Annotated in this window: 13 protein-coding genes and 1 pseudogene; 1 reads left to right on the plus strand and 13 read right to left on the minus strand. The window is 40.7% G+C overall.

Features of this window, described 5'->3' with window-relative positions:
- Window positions 1-24: 24 nt before the first annotated feature.
- From EL097_RS02660 to purD, 13 genes and pseudogenes are all read right to left on the minus strand, one after another.
- A pseudogene (locus EL097_RS02660) lies at window positions 25-1,013 on the minus strand (hypothetical protein).
- A 189-nt stretch (window positions 1,014-1,202) separates the two neighbouring features.
- Window positions 1,203-2,219, minus strand: coding sequence for an alcohol dehydrogenase AdhP (gene adhP, locus EL097_RS02665; protein WP_003046023.1), 1,017 nt, complete (start codon window positions 2,217-2,219; stop codon window positions 1,203-1,205).
- A 267-nt stretch (window positions 2,220-2,486) separates the two neighbouring features.
- Window positions 2,487-5,129 carry a bifunctional acetaldehyde-CoA/alcohol dehydrogenase gene (gene adhE / locus EL097_RS02670; protein WP_003046020.1) on the minus strand — a complete coding sequence of 881 codons (2,643 nt, stop codon included), beginning with the start codon at window positions 5,127-5,129 and terminating at the stop codon, window positions 2,487-2,489.
- 281 nt (window positions 5,130-5,410) lie between these two features.
- The gene (locus EL097_RS02675; RefSeq protein ID WP_003046018.1) at window positions 5,411-7,186 is read right to left on the minus strand and encodes an acyltransferase family protein; all 1,776 of its coding nucleotides are present in this window, start codon (window positions 7,184-7,186) and stop codon (window positions 5,411-5,413) included.
- Window positions 7,183-7,584 (minus strand): MORN repeat-containing protein, encoded by a 402-nt coding sequence (locus EL097_RS02680; protein ID WP_003046016.1) that lies wholly within the window; start codon window positions 7,582-7,584, stop codon window positions 7,183-7,185. The genes EL097_RS02675 and EL097_RS02680 overlap by 4 nt, the downstream gene beginning before the upstream one ends.
- 16 nt (window positions 7,585-7,600) lie before the next feature.
- The gene (locus EL097_RS02685) at window positions 7,601-8,044 is read right to left on the minus strand and encodes a low molecular weight protein-tyrosine-phosphatase (protein WP_129544930.1); all 444 of its coding nucleotides are present in this window, start codon (window positions 8,042-8,044) and stop codon (window positions 7,601-7,603) included.
- Between the two features lie 140 nt (window positions 8,045-8,184).
- Window positions 8,185-9,183 (minus strand): Holliday junction branch migration DNA helicase RuvB, encoded by a 999-nt coding sequence (gene ruvB / locus EL097_RS02690; protein WP_003046011.1) that lies wholly within the window; start codon window positions 9,181-9,183, stop codon window positions 8,185-8,187.
- A gap of 32 nt (window positions 9,184-9,215) precedes the next feature.
- Entirely contained in the window at window positions 9,216-9,317 is a 102-nt protein-coding gene (locus EL097_RS10825) for a quorum-sensing system DWW-type pheromone (RefSeq protein WP_201281440.1), read from the minus strand.
- An 86-nt stretch (window positions 9,318-9,403) separates the two neighbouring features.
- Window positions 9,404-10,315, minus strand: a complete 912-nt coding sequence (locus tag EL097_RS02695; protein ID WP_003046007.1) for a helix-turn-helix domain-containing protein — start codon at window positions 10,313-10,315, stop codon at window positions 9,404-9,406.
- 136 nt (window positions 10,316-10,451) lie between these two features.
- Window positions 10,452-11,744 (minus strand): adenylosuccinate lyase, encoded by a 1,293-nt coding sequence (gene purB, locus EL097_RS02700; protein WP_003046005.1) that lies wholly within the window; start codon window positions 11,742-11,744, stop codon window positions 10,452-10,454.
- Between the two features lie 517 nt (window positions 11,745-12,261).
- Window positions 12,262-13,332 carry a 5-(carboxyamino)imidazole ribonucleotide synthase gene (gene purK, locus EL097_RS02705; RefSeq protein WP_003046003.1) on the minus strand — a complete coding sequence of 357 codons (1,071 nt, stop codon included), beginning with the start codon at window positions 13,330-13,332 and terminating at the stop codon, window positions 12,262-12,264.
- A complete protein-coding gene (gene purE, locus EL097_RS02710; RefSeq protein ID WP_003046002.1) occupies window positions 13,319-13,810 on the minus strand; it encodes a 5-(carboxyamino)imidazole ribonucleotide mutase in 492 nt (163 codons plus the stop codon). The genes purK and purE overlap by 14 nt, the downstream gene beginning before the upstream one ends.
- A gap of 343 nt (window positions 13,811-14,153) precedes the next feature.
- Window positions 14,154-15,413 (minus strand): phosphoribosylamine--glycine ligase, encoded by a 1,260-nt coding sequence (gene purD, locus EL097_RS02715; protein WP_003046000.1) that lies wholly within the window; start codon window positions 15,411-15,413, stop codon window positions 14,154-14,156.
- A gap of 307 nt (window positions 15,414-15,720) precedes the next feature.
- Here purD and EL097_RS02720 point away from each other — a divergent pair, with 307 nt between their 5' ends.
- Window positions 15,721-16,842, plus strand: coding sequence for an SH3 domain-containing protein (locus EL097_RS02720; RefSeq protein ID WP_003045998.1), 1,122 nt, complete (start codon window positions 15,721-15,723; stop codon window positions 16,840-16,842).
- The last annotated feature ends 39 nt before the right edge of the window (window positions 16,843-16,881 follow it).

Raw genomic sequence — 16,881 nt, forward strand, 5'->3', positions numbered from 1 at the left:
AAAGGAACCTCGATGAGCTCCATTTTATAAATCAAGATAGTCTTCAACGGCAGTTTGCATTTCTTTAGTTTTCACAAGTAAGCTATGGCGAATAGCTGGTTCTTGCAAACCAACAACTACTTTTGGCTGCATCACTTGAGATAGCGGGTTGAGTTTCTCAACGGTCTCAAAATCATCAAGCACCATTTGATCTGTAATGGCTTCAACCACTACTCTAGGAAATTTATAAGGGCTAGCTGTTGAGGCAATCAGTGTCACATCTCCTATCTCATGACAATAGTTTTGGTAAACCGCTGAGGCTACTGCGGTATGAGGCGTCCGATAGTCATGGAATTTGCTGACAAGAGTTGCATCTCCTGTTTTGCTAGCTTCTTCGCCAAGACTGAGTCATTAAACATGTATTTATCATCTATCTGAGTATCATCAAAATTGCCCTCAATGGCAACAACGTGAATATTTTCTCCAACTTATGTGGTCATTTGCAATTCTTGAATTTTGCTAACACCGCTATGTAGGGAAAAAGCAATGATTTCTGTTCCAGGAACATCAGCAAAACCTGACATAGCAGCCTTGACTGTAGCTCCCGAAGCAGCTGTTAAAATCACAAGTTTACGATCCATATCCTGCTTTTTAGCAGCCGTTGTCAAAAGGTAGGGAAGAATAGACAAGGTCATATCTTTAGAGGCAATAGTTCCCCATGAAACAATTCCAAGTAATGACCATCTGTGAGGGAAACTACGGGTGCAATAAAAGGTGTGTCAAATGTATCATCATAAGCTAAGTGAATACACCTATGCAACTCGTCTTCGGTAAAATCATCAAAATCATCGAAAAAGACTGTCAAGATAAGTTTGACAATATCCTAATGACTTTGATTTTTAGGCTATCAAATGCCAGAGAGACTGTAGATATAGTGACTGGTGTAAACAGACCACCATCTACAGCTAGACCTTGAAAATAGCCTGACTTGCTGTTATTTTATTGTCTTGATTTCTCGTTGATTGATACATCATTGGCCTCTTTCTACTCTACCGAATTTTATTTTTCCATTATATAATATATTCTCAATTTTTTAAACTTCTAAGAAATAAAAAGGCATTCCCAAGAGAGAAATCCTCCTTGAGAATGCTACTAAAGATAGGTTTAAAGGCGACTCTACGGTACTCGCTAATGTCAAAGTTATCTAGTGTTACTTCAACTCCTTAGCGAGTGAAATCCAAAACTTTACGACCTTGAATCAAACCACGTTCCATTTCATCAAAGACTTCTGGAGCAGTGTCAACCGGAACTTTTTCAACCACTGGGACAACAAGTCCTTCTGCACCAAAGGCAAAAGCTTCTTCTAAATCTTTACGTGTTCCTACAAGTGAGCCGACAACTTTGATACCGTCTAAAACTGTTTTTACGATAGAGAGTTCCATATATTCTGATGGAAGACCTACAGCTACCACTGTTCCACCTGCACGGACACTATCAATCGCTTGGTTAAAGGCAACTTTAGAAACGGCTGTTACCACAACACCGTGAGCGCCACCAGTTTTTTCTTGAATATAGCCTGGAACGTCTTCAATTTCTTTACCGTTAACCACAATATCTGCGCCAACTTCTTTCGCTAAGTCAAGCTTATCATTATTGATATCCACCGCTACAACATGTGCATTGAAAACTTTTTTAGCGTATTGAACAGCAAGGTTCCCAAGACCACCAGCACCGAAAATCACAATCCATTGGCCTGGAGCAGCACCTGCTTCTTTAATAGCTTTATAAGTTGTTACACCCGCACAAGTAATGGAAGAAGCTTGAGCAGGGTCCAAACCTTCTGGGACTTTAACAGCGTAATCAGCTGTTACCACTGCATATTCACTCATTCCTCCATCAACACTGTAACCTGCATTTTTCACAGAGCGACAGAGTGTTTCGCGTCCTGTTGTACAATATTCACAATGACCACAACCTTCAAAGAACCAAGCGATAGAAACACGGTCACCAACTTTTAGTGATGTTACCCCTTCACCAATTTCTTCGACAATACCAATGCCTTCGTGACCTAAAATGCGTCCTGGCACTTGTCCAAAATCACCATGAGCAACATGCAAGTCTGTGTGGCAGACTCCACAATATTCGACCTTAACCAGTGCTTCACCATGTCCAATTGTTGGTAATTCATGATCAACAACTTCAACACCTGTACTAGCTTGATTAACAACTACGGCTTTCATATAAGTCCTCCATTTTTTATGATTAATCGTTACTTGTGTAACCGTTTACAACTAAAATTGTATATCTTTTCACAATTATTGTCAACTCATTTTTGGAAATTTTCTGAAAATAAACTTAACCAGTTAATTTTCAGCCTGCCTTTGTTCTTTCCTCTTTAACATTTTTTCAACGGAACTAAAGCAGTAACTACCAAATCACGTGAAGCAAAAAACGACCTCTTATGGTTCTAGTCATAAGAGATCGTTGCATCACATCACTATTAGAGATTATTTACGGCGTCCTGGGCGCTCTGCATAGCCATAGTAGGCATCTTCAATGATTTCTTGCATATGGTCAACCATTGGCAAGCGTGGGTTAGCAGGCGAACATTGGTCTTCATAGGCAAGATAAGCCAATTCACGAGAATGTTCTTTCCATTCTTTTTCGTCGATACCTTGGTCTTTAAAGTTCATCTTAATACCAACACGACAACCTAAGTCATACACAGCTTTTGCATAAGACTCAACTGCCTCTTCTGGTGTAGAAGCTGGAAGACCTAACAATTTCGCAATATCTTGGTATTTTTCATCTGCACGGTAGTAATTGTATTTAGGCCATGTTGCAGTCTTAGCTGGACGTGTACCGTTGTAACGGATAACGTATGGAAGTAAGATCGCATTGGTACGACCATGGACAGTATGGAACTGTGCACCAATTTTATGTGCCATTGAGTGCGAAATACCTAGAAAGGCATTGGCGAATGCCATACCTGCCATTGTTGAGGCATTATGCATTTTTTCACGTGACTCAAAGTCAGCTTCTTTAACAGATTTTTCAAGGGTTTCAAAGACAATCTTGATGGCTTGAAGCGCCAATCCGTCTGTAAAGTCATTAGCCATTTGAGACACATAAGCTTCTGTTGCGTGGGTCAAAACGTCCATACCAGTATCAGCAGCAATAAAGCCTGGAACTGTCAATACCAATGCTGGGTCAACAATCGCCACAGTTGGTGTTAATGAGTAGTCAGCAATTGGGTATTTGCGGTTGTTTGCCTTGTCTGAAATAACAGCAAATGGTGTTACCTCTGAACCTGTACCAGATGTAGTTGGAATGGCAATGAATTTTGTTTTCTTGCCAAGTTCTGGGAATTTGAAAGCACGTTTACGAATATCCATGAATTTTTGGACAAGGTCATGGAAATCAACTTCTGGTTGCTCGTAGAATAACCACATTACTTTGGCAGCATCCATTGGAGATCCACCACCAAGAGCAATAATAGTATCTGGTTTGAAGGTGCGCATTAATTCCGTACCCTTCATAACTGTTGTAATATCTGGATCTGGTTCAACATCTGCAAAGATTTGATAAACCACTTTATTACGACGAAGATCCAATTGTTCAATGATACGATCCAAGAAACCAAGTTCAACCATGGCGTGGTCAGTAACAATCATCACGCGTTCAACGTCACGGCATTTTTGAAGGTATTGAATTGAATCACGTTCGAAGTATGTTTTTGAAGGAACTTTAAACCATTGCATATTATTTCTACGTCTTCCTACTTTTTTGATGTTCAAGAGATTAACAGCACTAACGTTATCACCAACTGAGTTGCGGCCATAAGAACCACATCCTAAGGTCAATGATGGCAAGAAAGCATTGTAAACATCACCGATACCACCAAATGTAGAAGGTGAATTCCAAATCACACGGATGGCACGAATTCTAGTACCAAATTCTTTTGCTAAGTCTGCATCTGCCGTATGAATAGCAGCTGAGTGACCAAGACCATTAAATTCAACCATCTGACGCGCTTTTTCAACACCGTCTTCACGTGACTCAGATTTCAAAACAGCAATGACTGGAGATAATTTTTCACGTGTTAATGGTTCATTTTCTGAAACTTCTTTACATTCCGCAGCAAGAATATTGGTTCCTTCTGGAACAGTAAATCCAGCTTGTTCTGCAATCCAAGCGGCTGGTTTCCCAACGATGTTTGGATTCAATTTAGCGCCAGCACAATTTTTACTGTTTGCTTTAGCACCAAAACAGAATTCTTCAAGAAGGGCTTTTTCTTTTTTATTAACAAAATAAGTGTGGTAAGATTTGAACTCTGCTACAAAGTCATCGTAAATCTCTTTGTCAATGATAACGGCTTGTTCAGAGGCACATACCATTCCATTATCAAACGATTTAGACATAACAATGTCGTGAGCTGCTTGGCGGATATTAGCAGATTTTTCCACATAGGCGGGAACATTACCAGCACCTACTCCAAGAGCAGGTTTCCCACATGAATAAGCTGCCTTAACCATAGCATTGCCACCAGTAGCAAGAATAGTTGCAATGCCATCATGGTTCATCAAAGCATTTGTTGCTTCAAGAGATGGTGTTTCAACCCACTGCACACAGTTTTCAGGTGCTCCAGCTGCAATAGCTGCGTCTCTCACAATACGAGCAGCATGTGCAGATGACTCTTGAGCAGATGGGTGAAAAGCAAAGATAATTGGGTTACGTGTTTTTAACGAGATTAAAGATTTAAAAATAGCTGTTGATGTTGGGTTTGTTGTTGGCGTAATCCCACAGATAACACCGACTGGCTCAGCAATTAATGTCAAACCGGTCACATCGTCTTCTTCAATAATACCTACTGTTTTTTGATGACGCATGTTGTTAACAACGTGCTCACAAGCAAATAAATTTTTAGTGGCCTTATCTTCAAACACGCCCCGACCTGTTTCTTCATAAGCATGTTTAGCAAGCTCACCGTGAGCATCCAAAGCAGCAACAGAGGCTTTCGCTACAATATAGTCAACTTGTTCTTGATCAAGCTTACGCATCTCTTCAAGAGCAGCTAAACCTTTTTGAACAAGAGCATCAATTGTTGCAGCAACAGGGGTTGTTTCAACAGTATTATGTTTTTCAGTCATTTGAGACTCCTTTACCTTGTTAAAAGTTTCACATTTTGTTTACAAATTTATTATAACACTTTTTGAAAATTTGTAAATCATTTCACAATATTTTTGTGAAGTTTTTTTCAAATTATTTCTGAAACCCTTTGATAGCAAGCTTTGGGGACAACTCTTTTTTCAGAAATATGATCAAGATTCGTAAAATTATTTCTGAAAACGCTTTCTCTTTGTTCCTTTTTTCTATAGAAAAAGCCAGAACAAGGCTGTTCTGACTTTTGTTGATGTTGATAACGACAGCTTTATTTGGCAGCCTTTTTAGCGGCTCGTTCAATAGCTGTTTGAATCGTAGAGACATATAGTTCTGCCCCTTGACTATCTTCACTGTAATGCACACCGTCACTGCCATACCAAATATCGGGATGTTCAACAGCAACTTTGTACCAGTCTGCAATAGTAACATACTTGTATTTCTTTGGCAATTTAAGAGCATAGTCTCTGGCTTCTGCCACCTGAGCAGCATTCTTGCTATTGTAAGGAGACACTAGAACCAAACGGTGTCCTTTTGGCAACGCCTCAATAAAGGATTGAACATCTTGGGCATAGTTATCTAGCGAATTGACCCCCACTGCTAAAACAACCGTATTCGATAGGGATTTGGAATTAATTTGATTGGTAAATAGTTCAAAGGCTTCCGAAAAATTACGACTAACTGCAGCATCGAGCTGAGCCTGAGGCATGAGTTTAGAAAATGCTGCACTTGACCGTAGGGCAACAGAATCCCCAATAATCCCTACATTACTCAAGGCATTGGCATCCCCAGCAGCTAAAGTATGCGTGCGATCAATATTACTTTGTGCCTGCTGCAAAGAGCTGACCAACAATTGTTGTTCAAACTTGCCAACTTTAGGAGCAGCCACACAAGTACCAAGGGCTAATAAGGATAAGGCGACTGCAATTCCCGAAATCCATTTATAATAGGGAGAAAAATCAATTTCTAAACCAAGTAAATTCGGTTTTTTCCCTTGAATCAAAGGCTCTACAATGTAGTAAGACACGGTGGCAAATAAGACTGAGAAGAAGGTCGTTAGAATCACCGCCAAGACATTCGACATTAATTGAGTAAAGATAATGTAGAAGGGCCAATGGAAAAGATAAATGCCATAGCTAATGTCAGCCAAGTAGGTCACAACTTTCGGTTCTTGCCAATCTGGCGTTTGCTCATGAAGAACACGCGCAGCGTAAATCATGACGGAGGCAAACAAGCTAGCCAAAACAAAGCCAAATAAATAAGTGACGGTGTGGTTAAAATTCAATGTAATGGTCAATAAAAATAAAAGCGCAAAAACACCAACCATCACAGCAATCACACGCTCACGTGGCCATAATCGAACATTTTTTTGAAAACGAACTGTGGTTTCCTTGATTCCAGTCATGGTCGCAAACATGGCACCTAAAAAGAAAGGAAAGCTGTGAGAGAGACTTGAAAAATAAATCAAAGACACATTCGACGTCACAAAAGCTCTAATAAACATGCTTAGGAAACTAACCGCAAAAATGCCAGAAGACATTAAAAAGAGAAGGCCTCTAAGCTTCTTGTGACTATCCTTACGCTTAGCTAACAACCAAACAAGCAATCCCCAGAGCAAATAAAAATGTACTTCAATCGCCAAACTCCAAGTGTGAACAAAGAGATGAGGGATAAACTGACTTTCATAACTACTTCCGGTCAGAATTTCGTAAATATTAGTTGTAAAGCCTAAAACAGCAGCAATCTGACTACCTAAATTGGCGATAAAATCACTCTTAACCAAAAAGGTAAAAGGAATCGTCAAGAGAACCATCAGAACAAGCGGAGGAACAATCCGGTAAAAACGTCTTCTCAGAAAACCAATAATATCAATGGTTTCCTTTTTGGTGTATTCATCAATCAAGAGAGCTGTTATCAAGTAGCCTGAAAAGGTGAAGAAAATATCAACCCCAATAAAGCCTCCTGGAAATGTATTTTTAAAAAAGTGATAGAGTAAAACCAGTAAAAGCCCCGTTACCCTAACAAACGAAAACCATTTTATTCTCATTTTTGAAATATCCCCTGTTTGAAGGTTCCTTTATAAACCTTCGCATTCTTTGCTTTTAACACACCTTTACCATCTGCCTGTCCCTTGTGGAACTGGCCTTTGTAAGACCAACCTGTCTTAGCTGTAAAAGTGCCCTCTCCTTCAAAAACACCATTCTTGAAATCACCAACATAAATATCCCCATTGGGATAGACTAGTTTGCCTTTGCCATTCATCTTATGATTGACGACGTCACCGGTATAACGCATCTGACCTCGCTCATAAGTCAGGCTTGTTTGACGTGACAGCCTTACTCCAAAAACAGAAAGAGCACAAACCAAGATAGCAATGACTGAAGCAATCTCCAGTTTGGCCCGTGTGATATTCCATTTTTTGATTAGATGTTGTATATTTATCATTCTTATTACTCGTTTTCTAATGTGATTGATGATCTGCTGTTAGCTGCCGCAACCAGTCTTGACAACCTTCTATAACCAGTTGATAGGTTTCCTCAAAATCACCTGTGTACCAAGGATCAGGCACACCGCCATCTCTAAACAGATGAATTTTAGAATCCCATTGATGATGTGACATTTTTTGAAGGTCTTGGACATTTTGATTATCCATACCAATAATATAGTCAAAGGTCTCAAAATCAGCCAAACTGATTTGTTGAGAACGCTTAGTCACATCATAGTCAATCTGATAAGTTGCCAAAATGGATTGCGTGCCAGAATGAATCGGATTGCCATGTTCCCAGCTAGAGGTTGCACGGCTCTCCACTAAAATAGCATCTGATGATGCCAAAGTTGTCATTACAAATTCAGCCATAGGACTTCGACAAATATTCCCAAGACAGACAAAACATACTTTTTTCATGAAAAACTCCTTTGGACTATTATATCAAATTTCTAACTAATATCGGAGAATTCAATTTAATAATTTTCTGTCAGTTCACAAAAAATAATTATCTGAACCCTAAAAATAAGTTCAGATAATTATTTTTGACGTCATAATATTTAATGGCTTTGGTAAGGGTAGCCAAGATGATGATAGGCTTTTTCAGTTACTACACGACCAGTGCGCGTACGCATTAGAAACCCTTTTTGAATTAAATAGGGTTCATACATGTCTTCAACCGTATCACGTTCTTCTGCAATATTAACTGATAAAGTGCCTAAACCAACCGGACCACCCTGATACATTTCAATCATGGTTCGTAAAATCTTTTGGTCCACATAATCAAGCCCTTCTCGGTCAACATCCAACATGGTTAAAGCCTTATCCGTGATTTGCGTTGTAATCACTCCATCTCCAACAATTTGAGCATAGTCACGCACTCGTTTTAATAATCGATTGGCAATACGTGGGGTTCCTCGACTGCGACAAGCTAGCTCTTGGGCCGCCTCGTGGATAATTTCCATTTCAAAAATATCCGCTGTCCGTTCCACAATTTCAGTCAAATCAGCTTCCTGATAATACTCCATGTGTCCAGTAATACCAAAACGAGCTCGCAAAGGATTTGATAACATCCCAGCTCGCGTTGTCGCACCAATCAACGTAAAGGGCGGTAAATCCAAATGAACACTTCGACTGGTATCTCCAGCACCAATCATAATGTCAATATAAAAATCTTCCATAGCGCTATACAGCACTTCCTCAACAGCCATCGGCATGCGATGAATTTCATCAATAAATAAGACATCCCCCGGTTCCAAATCATTCAAAATGGCCACCAAGTCTCCAGCCTTTTCAATCGCTGGACCTGAGGTTTGCTTCACATTAACCCCTAATTCATTAGCAATCACAAATGCCATAGTCGTTTTCCCTAACCCTGGAGGACCAAACAGCAAGACATGATCCAAAGACTCATCACGCAGCTTAGCTGCTTTAATAAAAATGGTTAACTGTTCTTTAACTTTATCTTGCCCGATGTACTCACGCAAGTACTGTGGACGAAGAGTTCGCTCAACAAGCTCCTCGTCCCCCATTATATCATTATCTAAAATTCTAGCCATAAGACTATTATAACACAAAGTGGAGTTGGGGGTTAACCTAGATTCCACCAATCAAATTCATTCATCACACGAGCTACTTTAAAAGCAATTACCGCAGCTATTAACAAAAATGGTTTGAATTTTTTAAACATCATCTATCTCCTAAAAATATTATTTACAAGAGATAGTATAATCATAGTTTCTTCAAAGCAACATGACATTTATGTCCTAAAAAGACTATCTATATATGTTGAATATCTTTATGCCATTCTTTGTGAAGTCTCTCAACCAGGTAATAATCACTAGTCATTTGAGTAAATAAAATAGATTGTTCATAATAATTTCGAGCACGTTCAACATCTTTTAAATAAAAGATAGATAACTTCCACTCATACATACAATAAATTGGCATTCTTTGAAAATCTTGAATAGTTGACATAATGAAATGACTGAGTTGTAACGTCTCTTTTAGCCTCCCAAACATTTCTAAACGAATAGAGGTATCTGCACAAGACAATAAAATATTATTCAGCAGAAATAAATCTTCCAACATTAAATGATGGTTTTGTTTTAAAATTCTTTCTGTAATCTTATTATAAAGCTCTCTGTCAAATAAATCATCTGCAAAATGGGAAACCACCAAAGTAACTAAATACAAATCTATCAAAAGCAACTCATTTAAATTATAAATAACTTTCCTTTTAAGTTGTGGTAAAAATTCTTTTAAAATACTAGATCCAAAATTAATATTCCCAGTTTGGTAAACTTCAAATTTTGCTTGAATAATATCAATAGCCACCTGCTCCTCCTCAGGCAGCTGGTCATAGTAATCCTCAAATATCTCATCAAACTGTTCTTCTCGAACTTGTAATTTGCCATCATCCATATAAGTTGGCGTCCGCAGAATTAAATATTTTAACTCTTTGTAACGTTTGGGTAACTCAAGGTTGGCCCCATCAGTCAAATAACCTACGCTAACATCTAAGGCTTTTGCAATAAAAATAACCTTGGCTAAACTTGGTATAGACTGGCTCAACTCAATCCTCGCTAGTTGACGAACAGATAATTCAGACTCATCCCCACATAAGTCTTCTCTGCTAATCTTTTTCTCTTGTCTTAGCCCTTTCACTTTTTCACCAAAATGCTCTAACATGTTCTCTCTCTTCTAAAAGCTATTTTCTTCATTATATCACATTATTTAATATTTTATTAACTTCATGAAGAAGATTATTATAAACATTCGGTTTTTGTATAATAAAAAAAGAAGGTCAAAGCCTCCTTTTTAGTAATTAAAGCCCGAGTCGTTTAAAAATATCGTCCACACGTTTTGTGTAATAAACAGGATTGAACAACTCATCAATTTCTGATTGTGTTAATCGTGATGTCACTTCCAAATCAGCTTCAAGCAAAGGTTTGAAGTCCACTTGATTATCCCAAGAATAAGCTGTTTTAGGTTGTACCAAATCGTAGGCTTCTTCACGTGTCATACCCTTTTCAATGAGTTTAAGCATAACCCGTTGGCTGTAAATGAGCCCAAAGGTTGAATTCATGTTGCGCAGCATATTGTCTGGGAAAACGGTCAAATGCTTCACAATGCTGCCAAAACGGTTGAGCATGTAGTTGATGAGAATGGTTGTATCAGGCGTGATAATGCGCTCTGCTGATGAGTGAGAAATGTCTCGTTCATGCCAGAGAGCCACGTTTTCATAAGCCGTCACCATATGACCACGAACGACACGCGCAAGACCGGTCATGTTTTCAGATCCGATTGGGTTGCGTTTATGTGGCATAGCAGAGCTGCCCTTCTGACCTTTGGCAAAGAATTCTTCAACTTCGCGTTGTTCGGATTTTTGCAGACCACGGATTTCCGTTGCCATACGTTCGATAGAGGTGGCGATGCCAGCCAGCACCGCAAAATATTCTGCGTGGAGGTCACGTGGAAGGACCTGAGTTGAAATTTCTTGCGAACGAATGCCTAATTTGTCACAGACATATTCTTCCACAAATGGTGGGATATTGGCAAAGTTACCAACAGCCCCTGAAATTTTCCCTACTTCCACACCTGCGGCAGCATGTTCAAAACGCTCCTGATTGCGCTTCATCTCAGAATACCAAGTCGCCAATTTGAGACCAAAAGTCGTTGGCTCCGCATGGACCCCATGAGTACGCCCCATCATGATGGTCATCTTATGTTCACGCGCCTTATCGGCCACGATATTGGTGAAATGCTCAAGGTCGCGACGGATAATGTCGTTGGCCTGTTTGTAGAGGTAGCCATAAGCTGTATCCACCACATCAGTGGAGGTCAAGCCATAGTGGACCCACTTGCGCTCCTCTCCCAGAGTCTCAGACACCGCACGCGTGAAAGCCACCACATCGTGACGCGTCTCTTGCTCAATCTCAAGAATGCGGTCAATGTCAAAATCTGCCTTTTCGCGAATTTTCGCCACATCTTCCTTAGGAATTTCCCCCAACTCAGCCCAGGCCTCATCAGCCAGAATTTCAACCTCTAACCAAGCACGATACTTGTTCTCCTCACTCCAAATAGTCGCCATCTCAGGGCGTGAATAACGTTGTAACATTTTTACTCCTTAATTAAAAAATCTCTGATAACAGTTTCGCTTCATCTAAAACCTTTTTAGATATGTATCTACTATTTTGTGGAGGTCAAGTATTTCCTAATCTTTTATACTCAGGATATTTTTTTACCTCTCCTTTAAAGATAATTTTCCAGTAACCAACCTAGTGGTCCGCATGAAGTTCAGAATAGATTGGTGTTGAATAAGATGTGCTTATCCCATCATATATACATGTGAACTTTCCAAATCTATTGTCATTTCCAACTATTTCCTTTATCGTTTTATCAAATAACTCCAATCCTTCAACTGATTCTGATTCAACTTTTTACGATTCCTATAGGAAATTTTGTGTGCTCTCCACAATAATGTATTTCAACTTGGAAGTTTTTCATCTCCTATTGATACAGTCTTATCTTTAGTATCTAGCTTTTCGCGATTTATCGTCAGATTTCAAACGAAAGACTCATAATTCGATATTATATTGCTATCCTTTATTTTAAATGCCTACTTTTGATACATTTTAAAACTCCTCAACATTCTCCGCATTCCCAAACAGGGTCACATGCCCCATCTTGCGGTTGTGCTTTGCTTCTAGTTTACCATAAAGGTGGAGGTGGGCGCTAGGGTTTTCTTGGACATAGGCTTGTGCAGTTTCCATGTGTTGCCCGAGGACATTAAGCATGACGGCTGGCGCATGAAGTGTGATCGGTGGGAGGGACTGTCCCAAAATGCCTAAAATATGGGTGTCAAACTGAGAAAAATCACAGGCTTCGATAGAATAGTGCCCTGAGTTGTGTGGACGCGGTGCAATTTCATTAACGATGATATCGTCTGCCGTCGCGAAAAGTTCTACACAAAGGGTTCCTGATAATTTGAGCTGCTGAGCAATTTTAAGGGCAACACCTTTGGCTTTTTCAGCTAATTCATCTGAAATTCTGGCAGGAACAATGGTTTTCGAAAGGATATTGTTGCGGTGAATATTCTCTTGGACTGGAAAAATGGTAAAGTCCTTGCCATTACCTGACACGATGACTGACAACTCCAAGTCAAAGGTCACAAATTCTTCCAAGACACAGTCGTCAGAATCTACTAATTCACAAGCGACAGCTAGGTCGCTTTCAGACTTGATAATCACTTGTCCATGCCCATCATAGCCACCTGTTGCAGTTTTGAGGACATATTTTTTAGAGAAATCCAAGTCTTCTAAGTCGCTAGCATTTTTGACAACCTTGTAAGGTGCCACTTTAACGCCTGCGTTTTGAGTTAGGAAATCTTTCTCTGTGATTCGATTTTGAGAGATTCTGAGCAAGTCCGTTCCCTGCGGCAGCCGTTTTTGCGTGACCACTGCATCCAAGGCATCTGCATCCACATTTTCAAACTCGTAAGTCAGGATATCACAGCGTTCCGCTAACTCGCGCAGCGCTTTGACATCGTCGTAGGCCGCCACAATGACGTCACTGACACGTGATGCCGGGCAATCCGCCGACGGATCCAGCGTCACCGCCTTGTGGCCCATGTAAATGGCTGAAATCGCCATCATCTGCCCCAGCTGACCACCCCCAATAATCCCGATTGTTTTATTTGAGTTCATCCGTCATAGCCTCCGCGATTTTTGCTTGTTCTTTTTGAAAATGGCTGAGCTGTTTAGCGATTTTGCCATCTTCTATGGAGAGAATACGTAGGGCAGTCAGAGCCGCATTGGTTGCTCCTGCTTCCCCAATAGCCATGGTTGCCACAGGCACACCACCTGGCATCTGAACGATGGAGTAGAGAGAATCAAGTCCAGACAGGGCACGCGATTTGACGGGCACACCGATGACAGGTAGCGTTGTTTTAGCTGCGACCATACCTGGCAAGTGGGCTGCCCCACCAGCACCTGCGATGATGATTTTGATACCACGACCACGGGCTGCCTCAGCATGTTGGAACATGAGGTCGGGGGTACGATGAGCTGAGACGACTTTTTTCTCGTAAGGAATGCCGAAGTTGTCTAGGATATGAGCAGCCTTTTGCATGGTTGTCCAGTCGGAGCTGGAGCCCATGATAATCGAAATAATTGGTTTTTCCATAAAAATGTTTCCTTTTTTGATAACCCTCTTAAACGGCGGCGGACACAAGCAACCGCCTTTGGTGTTTCATCGCTAAAAATGGAGTCTAAGGTCTCCATTTTTTCAACGGAGCTGGGCAAAAAGTCCAACTCCTAATTTTATTTAAGCTAGCATTGCAAGACGCAGTGGCTGATTGACAGCTTTGTTCGCTGTTCAATCTTCAAAGATAGTCTAATCAACTGTGCGGGGATGGGAAAACGAATTCTTTGTTGATTGCTATGAGTTCTTTCCCACTCCCTTTTTCACGATTACGTTGATTATCCCTTTAGGCGACCTGCGGTCGCTTTTGTGGTTTACTATACCTTTAAAGGGCTTTACTTCCAATATCAGTCCTGTAGAAAAGGCCTTCGGTGTTCTGGTCGGCCAGTTGCTCGTAAATTCTTCCCCGCGCAGCTTTGACGTTATCAGCTGTGGTAACGAGCATGTAAACCCGTCCACCGTTTGATAGCAGTGCTTTGCCATTCTCAGAAAAATGAGCACCAGCATAGTAGGTGATGATGCCACCAGTTGTCTTCTCTGGCAGCTGCACCCCTTTCTCGTAACCGATTGGATAGCCATTTGAGGCAACGACAACTCCAAGAGTCACACCGTCTTCTTGCCATGTGATTGCAGGCTCCTTGCCTTCCAGAATATCCGTAATATTTTGCGCAAAGTCAGAAGTCAAGCGAGGAAGAATAATCTGCGTCTCAGGGTCACCAAATCGCGAGTTAAACTCAATGACCTTAGGCCCGTCCACCGTCAGGATAAGACCAGCATAAAGCACACCAAGATATGGACGGCCTTCCTTGATCATACCGTCAAGGATTGGTTTGATAATGGTTTCGACAGAAGTGCTCACCACACTTTGAGGTAAATGAGGTACTGGTGCATAGGCACCCATCCCCCCTGTATTCGGTCCCTTGTCGCCGTCATAGGCTCGCTTGTGGTCCTGTGCCGTCGGCATGATGTAGAATTTGTCCCCATTAACAAAGGCAAAGAGGGAAAACTCCTCTCCGTCTAGGAACTCTTCAACGACCACACGCGCACCTGAATCACCAAACTTATTGTCCACAAGCATTTCTTCTGCTGCTGCGACCGCCTGCGCCACCGTTTCCGCCACAACAACACCTTTACCGAGCGCTAGACCGTCTGCCTTAACCACGATAGGAGCGCCCTGCTCTTCAATATAAGCTTTAGCTTGTTCAAAGTCGGAAAATGTGCCATAGGCTCCTGTCGGAACACCGTATGTGACCATGATTTCCTTAGCAAAGTCTTTCGACCACTCCAGCTCTGCTGCTAACTTAGTCGGGCCAAAAGCTTTTAATCCAGCATGATTGAAGTCATCAACGATTCCAGCTGCTAGCGCATCATCTGGACCGATAAAAGTCCACGCAATATCATTTGCCCTCGCAAACTCAATCAACTTGGAATGTTCGGAAATCGCAATATTTACCAACTGTAATCCATCAAGTGTCATTCCAGCATTACCAGGAGCCACATAAACTTCTTCGACCTGTGAAGATGCTAACAACTTCTTGGCAATGGCATGTTCACGGCCACCCGAACCAACAACTAAAAGTTTCAAAATAAATACCCCTTTTTACGTATCATATAAAGTTATTATAACACATTTGTTCGGATAATTTACTTGTTGACAAAAGATAAAGACTAATAACTTAAAAATATTCGAAAAAATAAACTTCAAATACTTAAAAAGTAAATGACTATCTTCTCATCAAAAAACTTTTCCAAATGTTATTACTTTTCTCCTATATTTACCAACCCGAACTAACGACTTCTGACCCAAGAAAAACATTTTTTCTTAAAAATCATGCGTTAACTATGTCATTTTTGTCCTCCTCTTTCGAATAATAAGTTACAGGAGGTAATGAATGAAAAAATGTCATCAGTTTTTAGTGTCAGGAGCAATCCTTTTAAGTGTTAACGGTGCCGTATCTGCTGTAGCAACTGCTTTAAAACCAGAGCAGACTGGTATTGTCCATGCAGCAGTTATCGGGGATAATTATCCTAGCAAGTGGAAAAAAGGAACTGGAATTGATTCATGGAATATGTATGTCCGTCAATGTACTTCTTTTGTGGCTTTTCGATTAAGTTCAGCCAACGGTTTTCAATTACCTAGAGGTTATGGCCATGCTTACACCTGGGGTCACATTGCGAAAAAACAAGGTTACTCCGTTAATAAAACACCTAAAGTTGGGGCTGTAGCTTGGTTTGATACAGATGCTTACCAATCAAACCCTATTTATGGTCATGTCGCCTGGGTAGCGGAAGTTCGCGGTGATCAGGTTATCATTGAAGAATACAATTACAATGCCGGTCAAGGTCCTGAAAAATACCATAAACGCCAAATTCCCAAACACCAAGTAAGCGGCTATATCCATTTTAAAGATTTACCAGCGGACGCAAATCATTCTCAAGAAAAACAGCAACCAGCTACTCAAACTCCGACTAATCAAAGCGGGACCTATCATTTTACCACTCAAGTTCCTATTAAAGCACAGGCGCAATTAGCAAGTCCAGATCTTGCCCATTATAGTGCTGGTCAATCAGTCCACTACGATCAAATCTTGACTGCTGAGGGGTATGAATGGCTCAGCTACCTCAGTTTTGCGGGTAACAGACGCTATATTCCTATAAAAAAATTGTCACAGTCCACTTCACAAGTTCCTGAGACAAAATTACCAATCAATGTGGGGGACACAGTGACTTTCCCTGGTGTTTTCCGCGTCGATCGCATTGTCAACAATTTATTGGTCAATGAGGAACTAGCTGGTGGTGACGCAACCTCCCTCAACTGGCTAGATCCAACACCACTTGATGAAACAGATAACAACGGCAAGGTATCGGGAGACCAAATTTTCCGCATTGGCGAATCCTTTATTGTCCCTGGTCACTATAAAGTATTGAAGGTTGACCGACCAAGTAATGGCATCTATGTCAAAATTGGTTCTCGTGGCACATGGTTAAGTGCTGACAAGGCTAACAAAGTTTAGCAATACAAATTTCTCTTCTTTTATTCTCTATAATAAAAA

The organism is Streptococcus canis, from assembly GCF_900636575.1.
GTDB lineage: Bacteria > Bacillota > Bacilli > Lactobacillales > Streptococcaceae > Streptococcus > Streptococcus canis.